18 protein-coding genes, 2 tRNA genes and 1 pseudogene are annotated in these 22,105 nt (G+C 59.6%); 6 read left to right on the forward strand and 15 right to left on the reverse strand.

Features of this window, described 5'->3' with window-relative positions; genetic code table 11:
* Positions 1–9: 9 nt before the first annotated feature.
* The 3 genes from HMPREF2932_RS00380 to HMPREF2932_RS00385 all read right to left on the reverse strand — a co-directional run bounded on the left by HMPREF2932_RS00380 (position 10) and on the right by HMPREF2932_RS00385 (position 4,236).
* Positions 10–1,728, reverse strand: a complete 1,719-nt coding sequence (locus HMPREF2932_RS00380; protein ID WP_246818592.1) for a hypothetical protein — start codon at positions 1,726–1,728, stop codon at positions 10–12.
* Between the two features lie 181 nt (positions 1,729–1,909).
* The gene (locus HMPREF2932_RS13975) at positions 1,910–2,581 is read right to left on the reverse strand and encodes a DUF3558 family protein (RefSeq protein ID WP_084738929.1); all 672 of its coding nucleotides are present in this window, start codon (positions 2,579–2,581) and stop codon (positions 1,910–1,912) included.
* An 854-nt stretch (positions 2,582–3,435) separates the two neighbouring features.
* Entirely contained in the window at positions 3,436–4,236 is an 801-nt protein-coding gene (locus HMPREF2932_RS00385; protein WP_046648326.1) for a Bax inhibitor-1/YccA family protein, read from the reverse strand.
* Between the two features lie 490 nt (positions 4,237–4,726).
* Here HMPREF2932_RS00385 and HMPREF2932_RS13335 point away from each other — a divergent pair, with 490 nt between their 5' ends.
* Positions 4,727–5,134, forward strand: coding sequence for a hypothetical protein (locus tag HMPREF2932_RS13335; protein WP_141756271.1), 408 nt, complete (start codon positions 4,727–4,729; stop codon positions 5,132–5,134).
* A 187-nt stretch (positions 5,135–5,321) separates the two neighbouring features.
* Here HMPREF2932_RS13335 and HMPREF2932_RS00390 read toward each other — a convergent pair.
* The 6 genes from HMPREF2932_RS00390 to HMPREF2932_RS00415 all read right to left on the reverse strand — a co-directional run bounded on the left by HMPREF2932_RS00390 (position 5,322) and on the right by HMPREF2932_RS00415 (position 10,003).
* A tRNA-Leu gene (locus tag HMPREF2932_RS00390) sits at positions 5,322–5,398 on the reverse strand.
* 105 nt (positions 5,399–5,503) lie between these two features.
* The gene (locus HMPREF2932_RS00395; protein ID WP_046648325.1) at positions 5,504–6,457 is read right to left on the reverse strand and encodes a Ppx/GppA phosphatase family protein; all 954 of its coding nucleotides are present in this window, start codon (positions 6,455–6,457) and stop codon (positions 5,504–5,506) included.
* 16 nt (positions 6,458–6,473) lie between these two features.
* The gene (locus HMPREF2932_RS00400; protein WP_046648324.1) at positions 6,474–7,022 is read right to left on the reverse strand and encodes a DUF501 domain-containing protein; all 549 of its coding nucleotides are present in this window, start codon (positions 7,020–7,022) and stop codon (positions 6,474–6,476) included.
* A 34-nt stretch (positions 7,023–7,056) separates the two neighbouring features.
* A complete protein-coding gene (locus HMPREF2932_RS00405) occupies positions 7,057–7,608 on the reverse strand; it encodes a septum formation initiator family protein (RefSeq protein ID WP_070701630.1) in 552 nt (183 codons plus the stop codon).
* A gap of 182 nt (positions 7,609–7,790) precedes the next feature.
* Complete coding sequence (eno, locus tag HMPREF2932_RS00410; RefSeq protein ID WP_049155525.1) at positions 7,791–9,068, reverse strand: phosphopyruvate hydratase; 1,278 nt, start codon at positions 9,066–9,068, stop codon at positions 7,791–7,793.
* A 143-nt stretch (positions 9,069–9,211) separates the two neighbouring features.
* Positions 9,212–10,003 (reverse strand): lytic transglycosylase domain-containing protein, encoded by a 792-nt coding sequence (locus tag HMPREF2932_RS00415; protein ID WP_049155526.1) that lies wholly within the window; start codon positions 10,001–10,003, stop codon positions 9,212–9,214.
* Between the two features lie 223 nt (positions 10,004–10,226).
* Here HMPREF2932_RS00415 and HMPREF2932_RS00420 point away from each other — a divergent pair, with 223 nt between their 5' ends.
* Positions 10,227–10,649: a hypothetical protein gene (locus tag HMPREF2932_RS00420; RefSeq protein WP_070701628.1), complete on the forward strand. Its 423-nt coding sequence runs from the start codon at positions 10,227–10,229 to the stop codon at positions 10,647–10,649.
* On the opposite strand, the gene HMPREF2932_RS00425 is transcribed toward HMPREF2932_RS00420, so the two are convergent.
* The gene (locus HMPREF2932_RS00425; protein ID WP_046648321.1) at positions 10,646–11,260 is read right to left on the reverse strand and encodes a MazG nucleotide pyrophosphohydrolase domain-containing protein; all 615 of its coding nucleotides are present in this window, start codon (positions 11,258–11,260) and stop codon (positions 10,646–10,648) included. The two genes, HMPREF2932_RS00420 and HMPREF2932_RS00425, sit on opposite strands and share 4 nt — an antisense overlap.
* Before the next feature lie 81 nt (positions 11,261–11,341).
* Between HMPREF2932_RS00425 and HMPREF2932_RS00430 the strand changes: the two genes are divergently transcribed.
* Complete coding sequence (locus HMPREF2932_RS00430; protein WP_049155530.1) at positions 11,342–12,829, forward strand: amino acid permease; 1,488 nt, start codon at positions 11,342–11,344, stop codon at positions 12,827–12,829.
* Here HMPREF2932_RS00430 and HMPREF2932_RS00435 read toward each other — a convergent pair.
* The 3 genes from HMPREF2932_RS00435 to HMPREF2932_RS00445 are packed head-to-tail and all read right to left on the reverse strand — an operon-like array spanning position 12,826 to position 17,567.
* Entirely contained in the window at positions 12,826–13,308 is a 483-nt protein-coding gene (locus HMPREF2932_RS00435) for a hypothetical protein (protein WP_046648319.1), read from the reverse strand. The genes HMPREF2932_RS00430 and HMPREF2932_RS00435 overlap by 4 nt on opposite strands.
* Positions 13,308–16,946, reverse strand: coding sequence for a transcription-repair coupling factor (gene mfd / locus HMPREF2932_RS00440; RefSeq protein ID WP_070510324.1), 3,639 nt, complete (start codon positions 16,944–16,946; stop codon positions 13,308–13,310). Before mfd ends, HMPREF2932_RS00435 begins: the two co-directional genes overlap by 1 nt.
* 12 nt (positions 16,947–16,958) lie before the next feature.
* Entirely contained in the window at positions 16,959–17,567 is a 609-nt protein-coding gene (locus tag HMPREF2932_RS00445) for a TetR/AcrR family transcriptional regulator (RefSeq protein WP_046648318.1), read from the reverse strand.
* A 143-nt stretch (positions 17,568–17,710) separates the two neighbouring features.
* On the opposite strand from HMPREF2932_RS00445, the gene HMPREF2932_RS00450 reads away from it, so the two are divergent.
* The 3 genes and pseudogenes from HMPREF2932_RS00450 to HMPREF2932_RS13755 all read left to right on the forward strand — a co-directional run bounded on the left by HMPREF2932_RS00450 (position 17,711) and on the right by HMPREF2932_RS13755 (position 19,121).
* A tRNA-Gln gene (locus HMPREF2932_RS00450) sits at positions 17,711–17,785 on the forward strand.
* A gap of 594 nt (positions 17,786–18,379) precedes the next feature.
* Positions 18,380–18,913: pseudogene (rhuM, locus tag HMPREF2932_RS13665) on the forward strand (RhuM family protein).
* Positions 18,873–19,121: a DNA-binding protein gene (locus tag HMPREF2932_RS13755; RefSeq protein ID WP_070754594.1), complete on the forward strand. Its 249-nt coding sequence runs from the start codon at positions 18,873–18,875 to the stop codon at positions 19,119–19,121. Before rhuM ends, HMPREF2932_RS13755 begins: the two are co-directional and overlap by 41 nt.
* A gap of 293 nt (positions 19,122–19,414) precedes the next feature.
* Here HMPREF2932_RS13755 and HMPREF2932_RS00465 read toward each other — a convergent pair whose 3' ends face one another.
* On the reverse strand, positions 19,415–20,134 hold the full coding sequence (locus HMPREF2932_RS00465) for a trimeric intracellular cation channel family protein (RefSeq protein ID WP_246818597.1): 720 nt from the start codon (positions 20,132–20,134) through the stop codon (positions 19,415–19,417).
* Positions 20,135–20,420: 286 nt separating this feature from the next.
* On the reverse strand, positions 20,421–22,055 hold the full coding sequence (locus tag HMPREF2932_RS00470; protein ID WP_070510522.1) for a multicopper oxidase family protein: 1,635 nt from the start codon (positions 22,053–22,055) through the stop codon (positions 20,421–20,423).
* Between the last annotated feature and the right edge of the window lie 50 nt (positions 22,056–22,105).

Raw genomic sequence — 22,105 nt, forward strand, 5'->3', positions numbered from 1 at the left:
CCCAGTCCCCTAGTTTTCTTCCCGGGCCCACTCGCCGATGACCCCGGGCAGCACCGCGGGCGCTTCACCGAGGAGATCTCGGCGGTTCGGATCGCGCTCAACCTGCGTTGTGACGGATTTGATCCTCTTTTCGCTTTCACCGCCGCGGGCTGCGCCGCCCATCATGGGCATCATCCGCATCCCCGCGCCGCGGGTTTGTCCGCCGCCAGCCTTCGCGGCGCCCGCTCCCCCAGCGGCACCTACGACACTGTTTGTACCGCCAGCGTTACCGACACCACCGGCGCTGCCGGCGCCGACGCCGCCAACACCACCAGTGCCGCCGATCACTCCGCCTCCGGCCATACTGCCTCCGCTTAGCGACGCCCTTCCGTCCCTCTGCAGTCCACTCCCCGCTACGGCCCCGGGGAGCCCACCGACAACCGGATGCGTACCCGTCTGCGGTCCGCTGGGCGCAGTACCGAAGCCGCCCAGCCCCGCCGCTGCAGTCGTCGGATTCGCCGACATCTCCGGTAATCGGCCCAGCCCTCGGCCGCCGAGTCCAGCAACGCCCCCAGGCAGCGCGTTGCCGCGGGCATTCGCCAAGCCAACGGCGCCAAGCCCCTGCCCACCGACACCGCTGCCCAGACCTCCTAGCCCGCTCAAACCAGCACCAATGTTCGGCGCGCCAATCTGAGTTGCCGACGTCCCCGGAATACCAGCATGAGACGGGTTCAGTGTTCCTACGCCTGCGCTCGCGGCCGACGTGTTCACGTCCGCCGCACTAACGGGTGCCAACGAATCTCCGAAACCCAACTCGCTGAGGATCGTGCGTCCACGATCATGCAATGCGCTATGAAACTTCGCGATGTCACCAGCATCCATTCCAACGCTTTCAAGCCCCTGGATTTCACCGTCTGCAACGCCGAAGGAACCTGGCCCGACGGCGCCGCTTTCCATCGCCTCAGCAATCTGCTGCGGCCAGGCAACGCCTTCCGTAGTGTAGCGGGATCCATCACCTGCGACCGCGCCGAATTGGGTACTGACATCCCCACCACCGCTGGGTGGTGCCGCATCCATGAGCGCGTGCTGATAGGGCATGGCGGCAATAACCTGCTGTTGAAGCACGCCCTGCATATATCCCAACGCTGCCTGTTCTGCGGCCTCGCGTGCAACGGGATCTGGAATTGCTGCTACCTCGAAGGCCAAGGCGATTGCCTCTGGCTGCACATTCATCAGCTGCGCTTGGAAGCCGAACAGCTTTTGTTGCATCACGTCCGCATTGGCAATGAAGTGTGTGCCCGCCTTCGCAACTTCACGAATCTTCTGGGCCGCTCGCGTGGTGGCTTCGCTATCATTCTCCGCCTCCAAGGACGCGGCCGAGTTCTCCAGCCCCGCAACGATATCGGCGACTTCTCCGCTCAAGGCTCCCCACCGCGCATTCGCTTCCGAGACATCCCAGAAACGGGTGCTGAACAAGTTGGATGCCAGGCCCATGATTGATGCACCGGTGTCAACGATCGGAACCGTAAACCCAAATGGGCTGTATCCCGGATCTGGTTGCGACACGATCGGCATCGCCTCCGCCGCGCCCCCGCCACCGGCGTCTGCGACATCCAGCCCTCTGCTGTTGAGCTCATCCTGTGATTCGAAGCCGGCAAGCTCGGTCTGGAGCGCCTCCCCGAGCCAAGAAACCTGTCCCCTAAACCCCTCCAAGGAATTACGCGCCGACCCCGGGTCGGTTGCCAGCACGCGTTGGTGGATTGCGCCGACTTCGCTTAAGCCAGTAACTGGAGAGAATCCTCCGTCAAGGGGGCTATGTGCCCGCTCCTTAGCAAGAGACAGATTTCGATCAAAGTTATGGATTGCTTCAACTTGTTGATTTAAATTTCCTTGATTAATAATCATCATTCACCCCCGAGCCCCCATCTAATTAGATGACGGCGCGTATTACCCTTTCAACGTTTTTACAGTTGCCCTTTATCGAATTAGCGCTAGACAAATTAGTCCAAGATAATGAGATTGAACCTTCGACTGTCTCCACATACCCCGTACACGTTGCATTCGCGATAAGCGATTCTTCAACCAAGTAGATTGCTTCTCCGCCTCCTAGCTCAGCCTCGGTTCCATTAGGAAAAGCGGATCGAATCTCAGTAACCGAGTAATCCCTAGATTCTATGCTCACACTGGCTTTGCTTCCATCACGTTCCAGGGCCTCAAAACGACAAGATCGAAAACCAGTCTCCCGATTGATTTCACCCGTGAAAAGTAGTCCCAAATTTCTAAAAGCAGATTGAGCCTCCGCGGTACATGGATCAAACACCTGGAAGCCAGGCTCCGTACGATCAAATTCACCAAGTGGCGGTAGTACCCCACCGCCCGCACGAGACTCACTGCTTGAAGCTTGAGACTCTCGCACCTTCGTGGCGGTGGCTTCAGCGACCCCCGAGTCCACTGAGCCACCGCCGGACATGTCGCCAGAAAAGTTGCTAAAGCCCCCCGAGTTATTACCATTGTCGCGAGCACTAAGGCCCAGCGGAGCTGCGCAGTTTGAAAGCACCCCTATACAAACCGCCACCAACGCAAGGCCCCCGATTCGCTTCATGGTTTCCCTTCAACCAACTTTTCTGACTATCAGAAGCCTCTCGCCAGAGCCAAGCTCAGCGAACGGCTTCTGCGACCAGAATGCACGAGAATGCGCAATATGTCGCGCCAACCCCACATAGTCCATTTTCAATGGGTTGCAAATAATGATGTATTAGATGCGAGTAATAAAAGGTTCATAAATAGGTGCTGGTCGTCGCCTGTAAAAATTGTGAGTGCGCGCCGTGAGACTCTTGTGCCTGCGCTGCCGATTATGACCATGCAGGTGCCCCCTAATTACAACACTGTTAACATTCGATTGTCGTTTTTCACCCTGCAGGCACGACCCCATCACGCGTTTCGGAAGTAAGTACCAGATTCATCCACGCAAGTGTCCATAAAACCACCTATGACCTTGTATAACTTCCATGGAGAAGGGTGGCAACCAGTCGTAGAAAGTGAATCCAGGCCACACGCCGTACTGCTGCCAAAGTTCACTCCGGAACACCGTGGACGGGATTCTCCATCCGTTTTTCCGACTTGGGTGATCGAACATTTCTCCCAAGACAACGGCATCTTCTCGCCGATTTGCACTTTTTGCAAGGCTTGTTTCTTTCTCTTCGCGCCCCGCCTGGCAAGGTGAGAAATTGCCAATTGAGGCACACAAATAATCGCAAGACCCCTGGCACACGTGTACTAACAATGGGGAAGGCACTCTTCTCATGCCTAGGACATCGCCACCTATCGCGCAGCACTGAGCGCCTTGCTTCCCCACGGGGGTTGTAGTTGCAAGCGAACTGGACATAGAAAACCGGCGGCCGGCACCCAGAAGTCGTTGTGGGTGCCGGCCGCCGGTTCTTAAAGGCGGTGCCGAGGCTAGTCCCTGAAGTAGCTCAGCAGACGGAGAATCTCGGTGTAGAGCCAGACCAGGGTCACAGCCAAGCCGAGAGCGATGCCCCAAGCATACTGAGCCGGAGCGCCCTGGCGGATGAGACGGTCAGCCTGATCGAAGTCCGTCATGAAGGACAGGGAGGCCAGAACGATACAGACCAAGGAGAAGATGATGGCAAGCATGCCGCCATCACGCAGCGGGTTAAAGCCGAAGAAGATAGCTCCCAGTAAGTTGCCCAGCGCCATCACAGCCACGCCGGCGATGAGGCCGAACATGATCTTGTTGAACTTCGGGGTGACCTTGACTGCACCGGTCTTGTAGACCATCAGCATGCCGATAAATACGCCAACGGTGCCCATGATGGCCTGGCCGATAAGCGCCATACCATCGGAGTTACCGAAGGATACGCCGGCAAACATGAGCGAGAATCCGCCCACGAAAAGGCCTTCAAACACTGCGTAGATTAACGTCACCGCAGCAGATCCGAACTTCTTACCAAACGTTGAGACCAGAACAGTAACGAAACCGCCCAGCGCACCAACCAAGGTAAGAATCATTGAGATGCCCGGGTTGATCAACTCACCAATAGCGAAGTTGAGTACGGCCATAACGATAATGACGCCCAAGGTGATGCCAGTCTTGGTCACGACATCATCAACCGTCAGCGGACGATCAGCGCTGCGGTTTTCTTGGCTGAATGGATTGTCACTCTGCCCGTAGGGATTACCCTGGGTCTGGCTTTGGCTGGACGAGAGGGAACTCATCACGGGGTTACTAGAACGCACGCGAATCCCGATTCCTTTCACAGTCTTTCTCTAAAAGCAGCCCCGGAGGGGGTGCCGTGTTTGTCATTTCACTGGGATCAACGTGCCCCATTGCTAGGAAGTTCCCAAAAATCCCAAAATTCGCAAAATTGTCCACACGTGCCAACGAAACGTCGGGAAGCACCGCTGCACTGCGGTAGCACACTGTGTCCTTGGCTAAGGACTGTGAGGTCTTCTCCCCGCTCCTCGTCCAAGGACGCTACGAAGAGGCTAGGGTTCTTTTCATTCACTATCACTTCAATGGAAGGCGGCAAGCAGCATGAAGAAATTTAGCCTTGCGGTTGCTGCTATTGCTTTTGCCCTCGGCAGTTGCAGCACCGGGCCCGCACCTGAACCAAGCCCAACGAGTACTAGCAACAACGAAACTGGGCCCGACGAGGCGCCACCAAGCACAAGCCCGTCCAGTACCTCCCCCGCAGACGCCTCCACATCCACGGAACCAGAGTCCCACGTGGAAGAGGCACAACCTGACCCAGAACTTCCCGCATCCGACGCTCCTGTAGCAGTAGAACAAGTACCCGCGGAACCCACCGTCGTGGAATGCCTTGAGGGCACCCCTGGCCCAGCACGATGGTCAGATGGCACAGTCTCTTACTCTCAATGGTGTTTCGACACCCGAGGCGGCGAGCAGTACCTCGAAAATGAGGGCCAGGCCGGACTAGAAGAAACTGAGGAATGCGTCGGCCCGGCGGCAACATGTGGATACGGCACTGCAGATAATGGCGCCCGTAACCCAACCTCGGGCGAAATCCAGACTTACCACGGCTGCCAAGACGGATACATTGATGACCCAGACCTGTGCTCCGCAGTAGAAGATATAGTCCGAGCTGCCGACCCAGACGGCTCCATCTATCAGTAGACAAACCCCGCATCACAACAACCGATCCCGACGCTGAAAGCACGGCCCGAATGCAGGGGCGGTACCGCTAGGGGCTTGTGAGTCAGAGACACAGTTCCAGCAAAACTGTGTTGTCTAGCGATTTTTTAGAGGGTTTTTAGAGGGTTTTCACTTTTTGCTCCAATTTTTCCAGCATTTCCGCTGGTCATGGTGCCCCCAGTGGGACTCGAACCCACACTGAATCGATTTTAAGTCGACTGCCTCTGCCGATTGGGCTATGGGGGCCAAACCGTGCCCACTTATCTTAGGGCACGGGTGGACACATGCCGAAAATAGGGTCGGCAACCGTAGAACTGTGCCGGTCCGCGGGACGGTACCGGCCTAGTTCGCTTAGTTTGCGACAAGGCCGCTAATGATGCCATCGAGGATGTCCTTCTCACTGATGAAGAAGGAACGAGCATCACTGTTGCGCTCAATCATCGTCATGATGCCCTCCACGGCCACGCAGCCGCCGCCGATGACATCGGCGCGGCCCGGGTGGATGACGGGGTTGAGGGCCCTCACGTCCGAGGACAAACCGATCATCTGCCGGGTGAGTACCCGCAGAGCGTCGAAGCGCAGCTCGGATCCGTGGATGGAGTCAGCATCGTAGCGTTCCATGCCCTGAGCCAGCGCCGAGAGCGTCGTGAAGGTACCGGCGCAGCCGACAAAGGTTTGGGCTTTGTCGATGGGCACGATCTTTTCCACTTCAGCCATGCGTTCAGCGACGTAATCAGTAGCGATCTCTATTTCTGCTTCGGTAGGCGGATCGTTGCGCATCATGCGCTCAGTGAGTCGCACGCACCCCATCTGCGCAGAGTGGGAGCCGAGAATCTCGCCGTCGATTGTCCCAACGACGAACTCCGTCGAACCGCCGCCCAAGTCGATGACACAGTAGGGCCCCTTCTCAGAGCGCAGGTCCCCCACCGCACCGGTGAAGGACAGCAGTGCTTCCTCCTCCCCGGAAATGATCTCCGCGCGGGCACCCGGCTGGACCTGACTAAGAAGCTCCTCGGTCATATCGAAGAACTCGCGGTGGTTTTTGGCATCACGCGTTGCCGAGGTTGCCACCATCCGCACGCGCTCAACCTTCTCAAACTTCATCTGCTTGACGTATTCTTCGAGGGCCGCACGAGTCCGTGCGAGTGCTTCCGGCTCGAATTCACCGGTGGCGTCGACGCCCTGTCCGAGGCGGACGATCTCCATCGTGCGGGAGATATCCCGAATCTTGCCATCCTCTTGGATCTCACTGATGAGCAGGCGGATGGAGTTGGTTCCGCAGTCGACAGCAGCGACGCGAGTCATAAGGCTAGCCTTTCTCTTAACCGGCGTTAGAAAAATCAAACTGGGTCATATCAATGCCCAGGTCCCCCACGGTGGGCCAATCCTCCGGGATGGCGCTTCCCCGGAGTTTACCGTGTTCTGCAGCCATCGCGACGGCCTCGGTGCCAAAGCGCACCCGGCCCGGGCCTTCTGCCAAGGCATAAGCAATAAGCACGTGGAGGCACTTAACGCGCTCAGGCATGCCGCCACCGGAAAAATCAGTGCCCAAGTCCTCCATGGCATTGCGGGTTTCCAGGTAGTGTTCGTGCGCTGCCTGGTAGTCCTTCTGCAAGTCCTCATCCGCCGCGAGACGCTGCTCCATCCATTTCATGACGTGGGCAACTTCAAGGCGCGATGCCTCGGCGGTCAGGCGCGGATCAGTGAGGTAATAGAGGGTAGGAAACGGAGTGCCGTCGGGAAGCTTAGGCGCCGTCTTAATCACGGCAGGAGCTCCGTCGGGGGTGCGGTAAGCAATGTCCACGACGCCGCGCGGAGTGCGGCCCAATTGTTCGCGGACGACTTCAAGATCAGCATCGGTCACGGTCATAGGAACCATTGTGACACGGAGGCGCGGGTGCGTCCTATTCAGCAGGAGCTTCGACTAAGTCTTCCGGCGGGTTCTCCGCTTCCGGTGGGGTTTCAGTGTTCGGTGGGGTCTCAGCATCCTGTGACACCGAATCCCACAGCACCGTGTACCACGCGCGCTCGTCGACGTCCTCGCGGCGTTCCGAGGTCACCGTATCGCCTGAGTCCATCCGCGGATCCATGATGCGGAACGCGGTTTCTCCTTCATCCATCACACCGAAGCGACGACGTGCTTCTTGTTTGACGTATTCCTCGGATCGATACTTATCAATCTCGGTGAGGAGGTTTTCCTTTTGCTCCTGCTTGGCGGCAATAGAGCTTTCCAGGCGCGCTATCTCCGACTGGCCATGGTAGTAATTGCGCAGCGGAACGGCAATGGATAAGAGGACTATGAGCACGACGGCGATAATGACGCCCACTCCCAGAATGTCGAGCCCCTTAGGCTGGGCCGGGCTCTTCTTCGGCTTGGTGCGCTGCGCGTCGCGGGCACGCGTGTGGACCGGAACGGTGTTCCGGCGCTTCGTGCGGGAAGAAGTAGTGCGTGCCATCGGGAAGTCATTGTATCCCGCTACAGCCCAGGTGGTGCGCGGCGCGCGTCGTGTCTCAGAAATAACATGCGTCACAGCGCTATGGAGGCCACCCCGACGAAAAAAGGTGCCACAGTTTCCTGTGACACCTTTCGCTTAGACGCTATCTCAGCGAGTGGCCGGTTCCCGGCTACTCCTAGAAACTAGCCCTGGAAGCGCGGGAATGCGGAGCGGCCGGCGTAGACGGCTGCGTCGCTGAGCTCCTGCTCGATGCGCAGCAGCTGGTTGTACTTGGCCACGCGCTCAGAACGTGCCGGGGCACCGGTCTTGATCTGGCCGCAGTTGAGGGCAACCGCGAGGTCAGCAATGGTGGTGTCCTCGGTCTCGCCGGAACGGTGGGACATCATGGTGCGGTAGCCGTTGCGGTGAGCCAGCTCGACGGCGTCGAAGGTCTCGGTCAGGGTGCCGATCTGGTTAACCTTCACCAGCAGTGCGTTGGCTGCCTTCTTCTCGATGCCCTCCTGGAGGCGGGCCGGGTTGGTGACGAAGAAGTCATCGCCCACGATCTGGACCTTGTCACCGATGGCTGCGGTGAGCTTGGTGTAGCCCTCCCAGTCATCTTCCTGCAGCGGGTCCTCGATGGAGACGATCGGGTAGTTGGCAACGAGATCCTCGTAGACCTTGGCCATCTCCTCAGCGGTGTGCTCGCCGCCCTCGAAGTGGTACTTGCCATCCTTAAAGAACTCGGAGGAAGCAACGTCGAGTGCCAGAGCAATGTCCTCGCCCGGCTTCAGACCGGCCTTCTTGATTGCGTCAACGATGAGGTCGAGTGCAGCCTTGGTGGACTCGACGGACGGAGCGAAGCCGCCCTCGTCGCCCAGACCGGTGGACAGTCCCTTGTCCTTGATGACGTTCTTGAGGGCGTGGTAGACCTCAGTACCCTGGCGCAGCGCCTCGGAGAAGGACTCCGCGCCGATCGGAGCAATCATGAACTCCTGGACATCCACGCCGGAGTCAGCGTGGGAGCCACCGTTGAGAATGTTCATCATCGGAACGGGCAGGACGTGAGCGTTCGGGCCACCGACGTAGCGGTAGAGCGGCAGGCCAGCAGACTCGGCAGCAGCCTTGGCAGCGGCAATGGAGACGCCCAGGATGGCGTTGGCGCCGAGGCGGGACTTGTTATCAGTGCCGTCCAACTTGATGAGGGCCTGGTCGATCAGGCGCTGGTCATCGGCCTCAAAGCCGGCAAGCTCATCAGCGATTTCTTCGTTGACGTTCTCAACTGCCTTGAGAACACCCTTGCCCAAGTAGCGGTCACCACCGTCACGCAACTCGTGAGCCTCGTGAACACCGGTGGAAGCGCCAGACGGAACGCCGGCAACACCGCGTGCTCCATCGTCGAGGAATACTTCAGCCTCAACGGTGGGGTTACCGCGGGAATCAAGAATTTCGCGTGCCATTACGTGGATGATGTCAGCCATGCTGCTTTCACTCCTATAGAGCCAAATTGATCTTGGGTTCGTGTTCTGGGAGGGGCTCCCAAACCACCTGCAGCCAATTGTTCCAGAAAACTTCGGAACGTGTCGGGCGGAAACGGACAACGTGATAAAGATCTAGAAAGGCGCTAGGACGTCGCAGGCTGTTCGATGGCATAGGAATTCGCCGCAGCGGCCACTTTACGCAGGTAATCCTCGGATTGGTTGTAATTGAGGATGGCTGAGCGCCAGCCTTCCGGCGTCGAAAGGTCTCTATCGCCGAAACACAACAAGGCGGCAGCGCCCAGCGCGGCATCATCGATTTGATTTGGATCGGCTACGCCATCACCGTTGGCGTCGCGACCAAAATGCTCCCACGAAGACGGGATGAATTGCATGGGGCCTACCGCCCGATCAAACTCAGTATCGCCATCAAACACGCCGCCATCGCTGTCCGGAACGTGGGTGGTGTTGTTCGTACCGTCGAGAGGGATGCCCACGATGGGCGGCTCGGGGTGACCGTTCTCATCGAGTGAAGAACGGTGGAAGATGTTGCCGTTATAGGTCCCGTGACGGGTTTCCACCCAGCCAATCCCGGCGAGGGTATTCCAGCGCAGATTGCAGTTCGGCCACGACTGCCGCGCGATCAATTCGGCGTTGCCATAGGCCCGCAAAGCTTGGGCGGGGATGCTGGTGGCGTCGGCAAGCTGATCAGACCACCACGTCAATTTGTCCGCGGTGCGCCCTGGCGCTTCGACGTCAATATTGGGCACTTCTGCCCCACCGACGGGTGGAAGATCCTCCGGAACGGGGGACAGCTGCCGGAACGGGGAAGGCTTATCAAGGAAGGAAAGACTCCACGCCACCAGGGAAATGATCAGAATGATGGCCAAGACAATGCCGAGGCCACAGCCCCCAATCCTCCGTAGCCCCTGTGTCATAAAGGTGAATACTACAGACGGTTTCACGTGTGGGTTAGACCGACACAGAGGGCGCCGCTTGGCGACGAAAGGAACCTAGCTAAGCAAAAATATTTTGGATAATTATGTCAAACTATTCCCATGCGTAACATTGTGCGCTACACTGCACCGATGAACGGTCCGCCGCGCCTACGCCGGTCCTGCACGTTCTTTCAACGCCCTTTCTTCAATCTCAAGGAGTTCCATGTTCATCCGTCGTATCGCTGCCACCGCTGCCGCTGTTGTCACCCTGGGTGCTGTCGTGCCCGCCACCGCGTCCGCCGCGTCCCTCGAAGAGTTGGGCGGCTTCCTTTCCCAGGGCATCCAGAATGCTGACTGCAACACCCTCCGCAGCACCCTGATGCTGATCGATCAGACGACCGAGGGCGAGCTGCTCGGCCCGGACACCACCCGCAACCAGCTGTCGAAGAACCTCATGGCTCTGGGCAACTCCGAGGACCTCGGCGCGCTGGCCCTCGCCGCTGTGAAGTACTCCGGCCAGACCGCTGACCGCGCCCTCGAGTGCAAGATCGTTAAGGAAGACACCATCGTCACCGGCGGCACTGGCCTGTCCTCCACGCTCACCGACTACGCTCCTCTGCTGTCCTCCATCATCCAGAAGGGCTAGTCCTTTTCTCGGGCCTTACCTTCGGCCCACAGGCGCTCCTGCTCCTCTACCTCCACGACGTCCTCCGTGCCGTCAAAAAGGTAGGGCGCGCGGGAGCGCATTTTGTTGACGAAGGACATGGCGACGTCATCGAGGCTAAAAGCTCCGCGGCGCGCCGCTATCTCGGCATGGAAAAGGACTTGTAAGAAAACATCACCGAGTTCCTTGAGCAGCTCGGCCTCAGAGGCGCGCTCCCGCACCGCCTCGGCGAACTCCGCGGACTCTTCCTCCAGATACGGCAGCAAGCTCTCATGGGTTTGATCGCGCTCCCACTCCCCGATGCGCCGGGCCCGCGTCATCACCTCGCGCGCCTGCCACATCGGCTCCTCCAGGGAGGGGGCAAGGATGAGCTCCGCGTGGGCGTCGATAAGCGCGCGCACCTGCGGGTGGGACGGATCTGTGCTCACCACAACACCGTGGCCTGCCGGATCCTCACCGCACAGGAGCTGGTCGAAATTCCACCGCACCTTCACCGGTACTTCATCGGTAAAAACAACAGGTCCCTGCAGTTTTCCAACGGCCTCCAGAGGGATTAGGGTGGGCCAGCGCGGATCTAACAACAGGACAGTCATAAGCAACGAGTATAGGTCCCGGGTTCCATGAGCTTTCGCTGCAGTTGCACAAAAGCCCGCCTTAAGGGGTATTTTTAACCAATGACCACTTCCAATCTCACCGAATCGCCGCGCACGCACTCCGTGACGCTGTGGACGCTTGTCGCGCTCATCATCGGTTCCACGGTGGGCGCGGGTATCTTCTCTCTCCCGCAAAATATCGCCTCCGTCGCCGGCCCGGGCGCCATGCTCATCGGCTGGCTCATCGCCGGCGTGGGCATGCTCTCCGTCGCCTTCGTCTTCCAAATCCTGGCGCACCGCAAGCCGCACCTCGACTCCGGTGTGTACTCCTATGTCCGCGCCGGCTTAGGTGATTTCATCGGCTTCACCTCCGGTTGGGGCTACTGGCTGGGCTCCGTGATGGCCCAGGTGGGCTACGCCACCTTGTTCTTCAACACCATCGGCCACTACGTCCCCCTCTTTGACGCCGACCACCGCTGGGTTTCCGCCATTGCGGTGTCTTTGCTGTCGTGGGGTATTTTTGCGGTGCTGGCCCGCGGTATTAAGCAGGCGGCCATCATGAACATGGTCACCTCCGTGGCCAAGATCGTGCCCATCCTGGCCTTCATCGTCATCCTCGCTTTCGTGGGATTTAGCTGGGACAAGTTCACCCTGGATATCTGGGGCAAGGCTTCTGATAAGTCCCTCTTTGAGCAGGTGCAGGGAATCATGCTCTTCACCGTGTGGGTCTTCATCGGCGTGGAGGGCGCTTCGGTCTACTCCAAGCAGGCTCGCACGCGTGCCGACGTCGGCCGCGCCACCGTCATCGGCTTCATCAGCGTCTTGGCACTGCTGGTCTCCGTGTCCACGCTGAGCTTCGGCGTCCTTACCCAGGAAGAGCTCGCAGCGCTTCCGGATAACTCGATGGCCTCCGTGCTCACCGCAGCGGTCGGTGAATGGGGCGGCGCGCTCATCTCCCTCGGCCTGTGCCTTTCCGTGCTTGGTGCCTATGTGTCTTGGCAGATGCTGTGCGCGGAGCCTATCGTCATGATGGCTGTCGATGGTCTTCTCCCCCGCAAGATCGGCACCGTGAACATCGCCGGCGCGCCCTGGGTTGCGCAGCTGATTTCTACGCTGACGATTCAGCTCTTCGTCATCGTCTTCTTCCTCAACGAGACGTCCTATAACGCAATGGTGCAGCTGGCCACCATCATGTACCTGCTGCCTTACATCTTCTCCTCGCTGTACCTGGTGCTCTTGGCGGTGCGCGGCAAGGGGCTAACCCACCCGCATGCCGGGGTGCGCTTCGACTTGTCTGGCCCGGAGGTGAGCCGCCGTGAGAACCGCCGCCACCTCTACATCGGCCTCGTCGCCTTCATTTATTCCGTCTGGCTCATTTACGCCGCCGACCCGGTCTACGTGCTGCTTGGCGCGCTGGCTGTGGTCCCGAGCATGATCCCTTACGTGGCCACACGCTTGCACAAGAAGGAGCGCGTGTTTAACACCTTCGAATGGTGCGTTGTGGCGCTGGTGATCGTCGGCGCTGTCGCCGCGGTGTGGGGCTTGGGCACTGGGCGTCTCGTTCTCTAGAACACCTCAGGTGCTGAGCGGTGCGAGAGCACCGCGTACGTGATGCAGCTTGCGAGCCACATCACGTGGCCGATGCCGCTGATAACGAGGAGGATGCCGCCGGTGATTGTGGCCGCTTCCTCGTTGCCAAACCACCACGTCGGTACGGTGGCCGGTCCGATATCTCCAAAATCCGGCAGGTTGGCGTTGCCCAGGATGAAGCCGATGAACACCAGGGCCATGGACACCCACGCCCACTCCAGCTTGCTCTCGTAATCACTGCGGATAAAGAGCGGCAGCAGCCCAAGCAACACCCAGACACCAACCAGGATTACCCCAAACATCATCAACATGAAGGTGAGCCAACCACCGTTCTCGCCGCTGAACTTTATGACCAGCGAGACGGGGATGCTGATCAACGCCGCGAACATCCACACCGCCACCATGACGATCCGTTGATTCGCCCGAGGATAGCCAAGGCGGTTGTTCGCGGCGTCCATTACTTCTCTCCTACGCTAATGACGTTTTTCTTAGTCTTAGCACCACTGACGTCAACGTGCTCGAGTTCAAACATCGACGCTAGGAAATCCGCCACCCATTGCAGCAGCTCAATGTCACGCAGCTTGGGGTCTGTGACATTCCGTCCTGCCTTGGGGAAGCTGAGCTGGATTGCTTTAGCCGCCGCACGGTAGTTGGAGCCCGGGTAGAGGCGCTTGAGGCGTACCTGTTTCGAATCCGCCAGCTCCACCGGGTGGACCTTGATGCGCGTGCCCTGCACCGTGATGTCGCTGACCCCAGCCCGGCGGGCCTGGTGGCGCAGGCGGGCCACGGCGAGAAGGCGTTCCACCGGCTCCGGAACGGGGCCGTAGCGGTCCTGCATTTCCTCCACCACGTGTGCCAGGTCCGCGTTGTCTTTGGAGGCTGCGAGCTTGCGGTAAACCTCTAGGCGCAGGCGCTCGGAGTTGATATAGGACTCCGGGATGTGGGCGTCCACCGGCAGGTCGATGCGGATTTCCTTCGGCCCTTCGTCCGTGACCACGGGGGTCTCCCCACGCGCGAGCGCCTTGAAGGTCTCCACCGCCTCACCGACAAGGCGCACGTAGAGGTCGAAGCCCACGCCGGCGATGTGGCCGGACTGCTCCGCGCCCAGCACGTTGCCGGCACCGCGCATCTCAAGGTCCTTCATGGCCACGGCCATGCCCGCGCCCAGATCGTTGTTCTGGGCGATGGTGGCCAGACGGTCATAGGAGGTCTCCGTCAGCGTGGCGCCCTTCGGGTAGAGGAAGTAGGCATAGCCGCGCTCGCGGGAGCGGCCCACGCGCCCGCGCAGCTGGTGGAGCTGGGATAGACCCATGTGGTGGGCGTTTTCCACGATGAGGGTATTCGCATTAGCGATATCCAGACCGGTCTCCACGATGGTGGTACATACCAGCACGTCGAACTCGCGGTCCCAGAAACCTTGGACGGTGCGTTCAAGCACGTCCTCGTTCATCTGGCCGTGTGCGACGACGATGCGCGCCTCCGGCACCAGGTCCCGCAGTTCGCGGGCCTTCTTTTCGATGTCGGCGACTTTGTTGTGGATGAAGAAAACTTGGCCGTCGCGCAGCAGCTCGCGGCGGATGGCCGCTGCCACCTGCTTATCCTCATACGCGCCCACATAGGTCAGGACCGGGTGACGGTCCTCCGGAGGCGTCAAAATCGTAGACATTTCACGGATGCCCGCCATGGACATCTCCAAGGTGCGTGGAATCGGTGTCGCGGACATGGTGAGCACATCCACGCTGGCTTTGAGCGCCTTGATGTGCTCCTTGTGCTCCACGCCGAAGCGCTGCTCCTCATCCACCACGATGAGGCCCAAGTTCTTCCACTGCACGCCCGTTTGCAGCAGGCGGTGGGTGCCGATGACGATGTCCACGGAACCATCCGCCAAGCCGGCGAGAATCTCCTTGGACTCCTTGGCCGAGGTAAAGCGCGAGAGGACCTCAATATCCACCGGAAAGCCCTGCATGCGCTCGCGGAAGGTATCGGCGTGCTGTTGCGCCAGCAGAGTCGTGGGCACGAGGACCGCCACCTGCTTACCGTCCTGCACGGCCTTGAAGGCCGCGCGCACCGCAACCTCGGTCTTGCCATAGCCCACATCGCCGACGACCACGCGGTCCATCGGCACCGTGGATTCCATATCCTGCTTGACGGCATCGATGGCCAGCATTTGGTCTTCAGTCTCGACGAAGGGGAAATTATCCTCCATCTCCGCCTGCCACGGCGTATCGGGCCCAAACTGGTGGCCAGGGGCTGCCTGGCGCTTGGCATAAAGCTCCACCAGCTCACCGGCGATCTCACGCACCGCGGCACGCGCCTTCTTCTTGGTGTTCTTCCAATCCGAGCCGCCCATCTTGGACAGCGTCGGCGCCTCACCGCCGGTGTATTTGCTCAACAGATCCAACGAATCCATGGGCACCCACAGCTGGTCGGCCGGCTGACCGCGCTTGGACGCCGCATACTCCAGCACGATGTACTCGCGGCGCGACGTCTCATCACCGGACTGTACGGTGCGCTCGGCCATCTTGAGGAACTTGCCGATGCCATGGGTCTCATGCACCACGTAATCCCCCTGCTTCAGGGCGAGGGGATCCACGCGGTTGCGGCGCTTTGCTGGGCGACGCTTCGCACCCGCAATATCACCGACGCGGTTACCCGTCAGATCAGTTTCCGTAATAACCACGAGCGGCAGCGCTTCAGCATCCTTCAGCTTGCGCACCTTTGGGAAAACCAGACCCGCATGGGACAAGGCCTGATAGAGGGTGACCTCGCCGGGGCTCGGCTCCCACCCAGGCGTGGCCACCTTGGTGGGAATCCCCTTCTCCGCGAAACGCTCCACCATGCGCTTGATCGCACCCTGGGCAGGAGCAATAAACGCAGCCCGCCCACCAGCGGTGGTGTGCGCTAGAAGCTGCGCCATCATCGCATCAATCTCTGAGATATCACCGCGTGGGGTAGGTCCGGGCTCAAAATCCAGCGGCAGAGTCTCCGATTCAGCGGCGGCGAACATCCCCGGCGGGGCAAAAGTCCACAGCGGGGCCTCGATATTCCGGCACGTCGCCTCAAGCGACTCATAGGAGCGGTAACTCGACGCCGAGGTATCCAAGCCCTCGGCAGCCAGCGGACCATCCGCGCCCATCGCGGCGGCCTCCCAGCCAGCAGCCAAGAACTCCGCATCGGTGGATTCCAGGTCCGCAATGCGCGTGCGGATCTTTTCCGGTGCCACGAGCACCACGTGCGTGCCCGCCGTGAGGAGTTCGGGGAGGGTGACAAAGGGGTCGTCGGCTAGCACGGCAAGCAACGCCTCCATACCGTCGGCAGGGATGTGCTCGCCTACCTTGGTCAGCAGTTCTGCCAGAGCCGCATTCCCGCCAAACTTCTGAGCCAGCTCACGGGCGCGTGCGGCAACCTCATTAGTAATCGGCAGCTCGCGAGCGGGATAGATGGCGACCTCGCCGACCTCAATCTCCGGGATGGCGCGCTGATCCGCCACGGAGAACTGGCGGATATCGGTAATCTCATCGCCCCAGAACTCCACACGCACCGGGTAGTCCGAGGTGGTGGGGAAAACATCGAGGATGCCGCCGCGCGTGGCGTACTCGCCGCGCTTGGCCACCATATCCACGTGCTTGTAGGCGCGAAACTCCAACTCCGAAAGGATATGTGAGAGCTCGTGCTCAGCTTCTTCCTTCAGGAAGATGGGCTCGCGGCCTTCCACTTTGCTCAGGATAGGCTGGCAATACCCGCGGGCAGAGGTCACCACCACTTGGGCTTTGCCCGCCCCCACTAGGTCGAGCACACGCGCGCGCTTGCCGACGATATCCGGGGCCGGCGACAGCCGCTCATGCGGCAACGTCTCCCACGCGGGAAAGTAGGCGACCTTATCCCCCAGCATGGCTGCCAGCTCCGCGGTGAGGTCCTCCGCCTCACGCCCGGAGGCAGTCACCACCAGCACCGGCGCGTGGTGCGCCAGCGTTCCAATGGCCCAGGGGCGGGCCTGGTCGATGCCCGTGATGTGCAGCGACGGTGTGCCCACTTGAGTAGCGAGACCTTTGAGTTTCGGATCTGAGGCGGCTACTTTGAGCAGCCCGCCCAGCATCGGCGTTGCCACCTACTTGGCTCCCTTCAACTTCGGTGCTGCTTCCATGCCGGAAAGACCATTCCAGCACAAATTGACGATGTGCGCTGCGACTGTCTCGCGCGAAGGCTCGCGTTCATCTAGCCACCACTGGGCCGTGGTGGCCACCATGCCGACGAGCGCTTGGCCGTAGAGCACCGACAGCTCGGGGTCGAGACCGCGGTGTTCGAAGGCCTCACCGAGGATGTGCGCAATCTGATTTACCGCCGTGTTCAACAGCGTGGAGAAGCTACGCTCCTCCCCCGGCTTGGAGTCACGCACGAGGATTAAGAAACCATCGGTCTCCTCCTCCACGTACGTCAGCAGTGCCACCACGCCCTGCTCGATGCGCTGGCGCCACGAACCCGTCTGCAGTGATTCCGTGACGACCTTCTCCAGTGCCACGAGCTCACGGTCGATGACGACGGCGTACAGGCCTTCCTTGCCGCCGAAGTGCTCATAGACCACCGGCTTGGACACGCCGGCGCGCGCGGCGATGTCTTCCACGCTGGCACCATCGAAGCCGCGTTCCGCGAAGGCCGCGCGCCCAATGGAGATCAACTGCTCTCGGCGCTCACGCCCGGTCATCCTTTGTCGAACCATGCCTTCTACTGTATCTCCCCCACCGGACATCGCCCTCACCAGCCAAGAGCGCCGGCAGCAACGCGAAGGTCGGCCACCTGTTTAGGTCTCGTGTGCACCCGTCAGGTAACATGTCCCCCAGCGCTCACTACAGTGTGCGCAGTTTCCCCATGGTGTAATCGGCAACACTACGGTTTTTGGTACCGTCATTCTAGGTTCGAGTCCTGGTGGGGAAGCCAATTCGCACAGCCCGTCTACCTGTTTCCATGCAGGTGGCGGGTTCTTGCGCTGGCGATACTTCGGAACCTGTGGAAACCGCTCCGGGCACTTACAGACCAACAGGTAATCGCAGATGTAGCGCGCCGCATCAATAATATACTCGCCCACTGAGCAGAAACCTTTGACCACGTGGTCGAACGTGAAGATATCCCGTATCTTGACCCCCATGTCCGGTGCCTCTGTTTCACTGCAGGATGAGGATGACAGTGCTGTCCGCGAGCTTGACCACGAGCCGGACAAATTCGCTGCCGACTCGTCACTGAACAAGCAGGAAGAACGAGAAAATCGAGGAGAGGATACCAGTGACTACCCCCGACCAAGTCGCTATGTACCCCACCCAAGATGGTAAAGCACACGTAAGACTCCAACTAAAAGACAACGACGCCTAGCTCACCCAGAAGCAGATGGCCGATCTCTTCGACGTCACCACAGCTTCCGTCTCGCACCATATTCAGTCAATCACACGCTCAGGCGAATTAGGTGCAGAAGCTACTTTCAAACAACTTTTGAAAGTACCAGGTCAAACCAGGTCCGTTAATCACTACAACCTAAACATGATTCTCGCCGTTGGCTACCGCGTACGAAGTCCACGCGGCTCGCAATTTAGAAAATGGGCCACAGAAGTTCTACGGGAATACCTCACCAAAGGCTTTGCCATCGACGCTCAAAAACTCAAAAACGATGGTGCTGACACCCACTTCGACGAATTACTTGAAACCATTCGAGAGATTCGGGTCTCCGAACGCCAATTTTTCCGCAAAATCTGTGACGTCATAGCCGCAACCAGCGCTGACTACCAGGAAAAGAAATCATTTAAAGAAGTCCAACAATTCTTCGCAGGGATTCAAAACAGACTCCACTTCGCCCCCACGGCCGAACCGCAGCAGAGCTAATCTGGGAACGCGCAGACCACACTAAGCCATACGCCGGGCTCACGACGTGGGGCGGAGAATCGCCCCCACAAAAGCGACATGGGCATTGCGAAAAACTTCCTTAACGAAGACGAAGCTAGGCGTATGCGCAGGCTCACCACAATGTATTTGGACTATGCAGAAGACCAAGCCGAGATGGGAAAACCATGCTCTTGAAGGATTGGGTGGAAAAACGGAAGCCTGGCTCATCTTCAACGAACGCGAAGTCCTCAAAGGATATGGGAAGAGGAAACACGAGCAGGCAGTACACAAAGCCGAGGAAGAATGGGATGCTTACCAACCCCAACTCGATTCTAAGGTCAACGAAATAGACATGAAAGCTCTAGAAGCCGAAATCAAGACCTTGAAACGGGGTGAGGATTAAATTGATTAATCGGGCACTCCTAAGACACATGATCATCACGCGGTGGCAGTCGCCCGAGAGGTGATCGAGAAGCAGGTTAAGCGGCGTAAAGATCATAGTCCGAAAGCACTATTGCGGACCGAGCAGCGAGGCGGGCAGCTGCGCGCCCCGGGCACCGTACATGGTTCGACGGTGCGATGACACGTATGGAGAAAAGCGAAGGAACATATCGAGAAAGCGCTGGACGAGAGCCTTCGGGGGCTGCGTGGAACTGACCGTATTGCGCAAGTGATAGGTTCAAATCCCGCGAGAACCTATTTACGTTTTCTGCGGCCACGCCGAAAACCCCTAATTTCGGCTCTCCGCGCGATCGATGCCACCTGCGCCGCAGTGTAATTCAGGGGCGCTACACCTGCTCGCGGAAGCACCCACCCGCGCCAATACGCCGTAACTGCCAGGCCAAAGCCCACGAAGGGCGAGACGATCATACCGAGGGCAAACTTATCGAAGTGTGCGAAGGAAGCCATCACGATTCCGGTAAGTACCGCCGGCACGGCATACAGCGGGCTGCCGCCAAAGACCGAGGGAATCTGCCCGGAAGCAACATCGCGCACCATTCCGCCACCCACTGCGGTCAGAACACCTAAGAAGACGCAGGCAATAAATGGCATATCGTAGGCCAGCGCCTTCACGCAGCCAGTCGTGCACCACACACCCAAGATGACAGCATCCGCGTGCTCAAGGAAGATCTCCCAGACCTTGCCTTTTAGATCCATCAAGAAAGCAATAAGCGCACCCACGCATGCCAGAGTGAGATACCACGGATCAGAGATAGCGGCTGCTGGGCCATGAGAGATCAGCATGTCACGGATCATGCCGCCAGCCAGCGCCGAAAAGAGCGCCAGAAAGACGAAACCAATAATGTCGAATTCCCTACGGCGTGCAATGGTGCCACCAATAATGCCGTTGAGCACCACACCGATGAGGTCAAAGACCTGGTACAGGGAATGGATGAGCGGGTCGACGTCCTGAATCACAGATACTGACCCTAGCGCACTACTCACATAACGATAGTGAATTTGTTGCAGTTCATTATTGCTACCCCCGTGCCGCCTCAAAGTGCCTTACTCAGGCGCCCTTGACGGCCACCGTTTCCAAAAGTGCAGACCTGGAAGTGCATTCACGCAGGTGGGCGTCGTGAAGCGCCAACGCACTGCTTGTCGACGACCAGCAGATCTGCACTTCCAGGTCTGCACTTTTGCAAACATCGAAACCGTCTACACCGCTAGCAGGCCGTGCCTACGAGAGAATCGTGAACGGTTAGGCCTTCGCCTCCGGCGTCGCATAGGGGCTGCGGGAGGAGTCCACCACTTGGCCGGCATGTGCGGAGTGGGCGGTGGCGGTTTGGTCGAAGACTAAGGCGGCGGGTTTGACGCGCACGTCGGGCTTCTCGCCTTTGTTGACCATGACGTACTGCCCCATCATTCCCTCGTCCTCATGCAGCAGCATGTGGCAGTGGTACATGTACGGGATGGTCTTATCCGGGAAGTGACCGAACTCCACCAGCAGGCGTGCGGTGACCTTCGGCGGAAGGTTGACAATGTCTTTCCAGCCGGAGTTGAACACATCCATCTTCTCGTCGCCGTCCCACTCCAGAACCTTGAAGCGGGCGTTGTGGATATGGAAGTTGTGCGGCCAGTCAGAGTTCTCATTGGTCACGGTCCAGATTTCCGGGGCTTCGTGATCGATGACGGTATCCACACGTGCCATGTCCATCTGCTCACCGTTGATCATGAAGGTGTTGAGCACGAACTCGCGCTCTTCAAGCCCCTCCGTGGACGGGGTCTCCGCCGCGGCGGGGTCAAGGGTTGCCGGCAGGGCGGGTGGTTCCGAGGCGTTTTCCGCCGGCCCGGAAATGGTGAGCAGGTCGAAGGAATCTTGGAAGCCGAAGTCGGCCGCGTCCTTGTCCTTGGGCACCCCAAAATTATCCTTGCGCGGCACCGAGCGCAGCTGGACTTCCTTGCCGGGCTCCAAGTCCACGATGATTTCGGCGCGCTCGCCGGGGCCGAGGAAGAGGGAGTCGACTTCCACGGGGGCGTCGAGAAGCCCCGTGTCCGTGGCGATGACGTGGAAGGGACCGTTGCTGAGCTCCAGTGTGTAGAAGCGCATCGAAGCACCGTTGAGCAGGCGCAAGCGAACCCGGCGCGTGGTGGCGTCGAAGCGCGCATTGGTGATGCCGTTGACCAGAGGCGTGGTGCCCAGAAGGCCCAGAGTGTTATCGCTCTTTTCATCAATCTGGCCATCGTCGGTGAACTTGGCATCCATGATGACTACCGGGATGTCGTCCACACCGTAGTCCTGCGGCAGGTCCAGGTCATCGGCCACATCGTCACCGATGAGGAACATGCCCGCCAGCCCGCGGTAGGCATGCGTGGCCGTGGCCATGTGCGGGTGCGGGTGGTACCACAGCGTGGCCGCGGGCTGGATGATCTCCCACTCGGGCTTCCAGGTCTTGCCCACCTCAATCGGTGAGTGCGGGCCGCCATCCGAATAGGCCGGAAGCTTCATGCCGTGCCAGTGCACCGTGGTCATCTCAATGAGGTCGTTGGTGATTTCCGCGCGGACTTTCTCGCCCCGCCGAGCCCGCAGAGTGGGGCCCAAGAAGGCGCCGTTGAAGCCCCACGTCCGCGTGCGGTCGTTGCCGGGGAGGATCTCCGAGTAGCCGTCCTGGGCGGTGAGTTTGAATACGCGCGTGCCGTCGACGACCTCCCCTTCCTCCACGGGCGGGATGGGCAGGGCACGCGGCTCGCCGTCGTAGCCCAGCGGCTCCGGTTGATTCTTCGACCCCGAAGTGGAGCAGGCGCTCAACCCCATCACGGCGGCACCGGCAACAGTCAGCACGGAACCCTGGACAAAAATACGGCGGGATACTGTAGGGCGAGCGGAGATAGACATGCCTCCCAGGATAGAGATCAGGTGAACCTTAGACCCCGGATTGGAGCGAG

The sequence above is a fragment of the Corynebacterium sp. HMSC074H12 genome (assembly GCF_001813755.1).
GTDB lineage: Bacteria > Actinomycetota > Actinomycetes > Mycobacteriales > Mycobacteriaceae > Corynebacterium > Corynebacterium hiratae.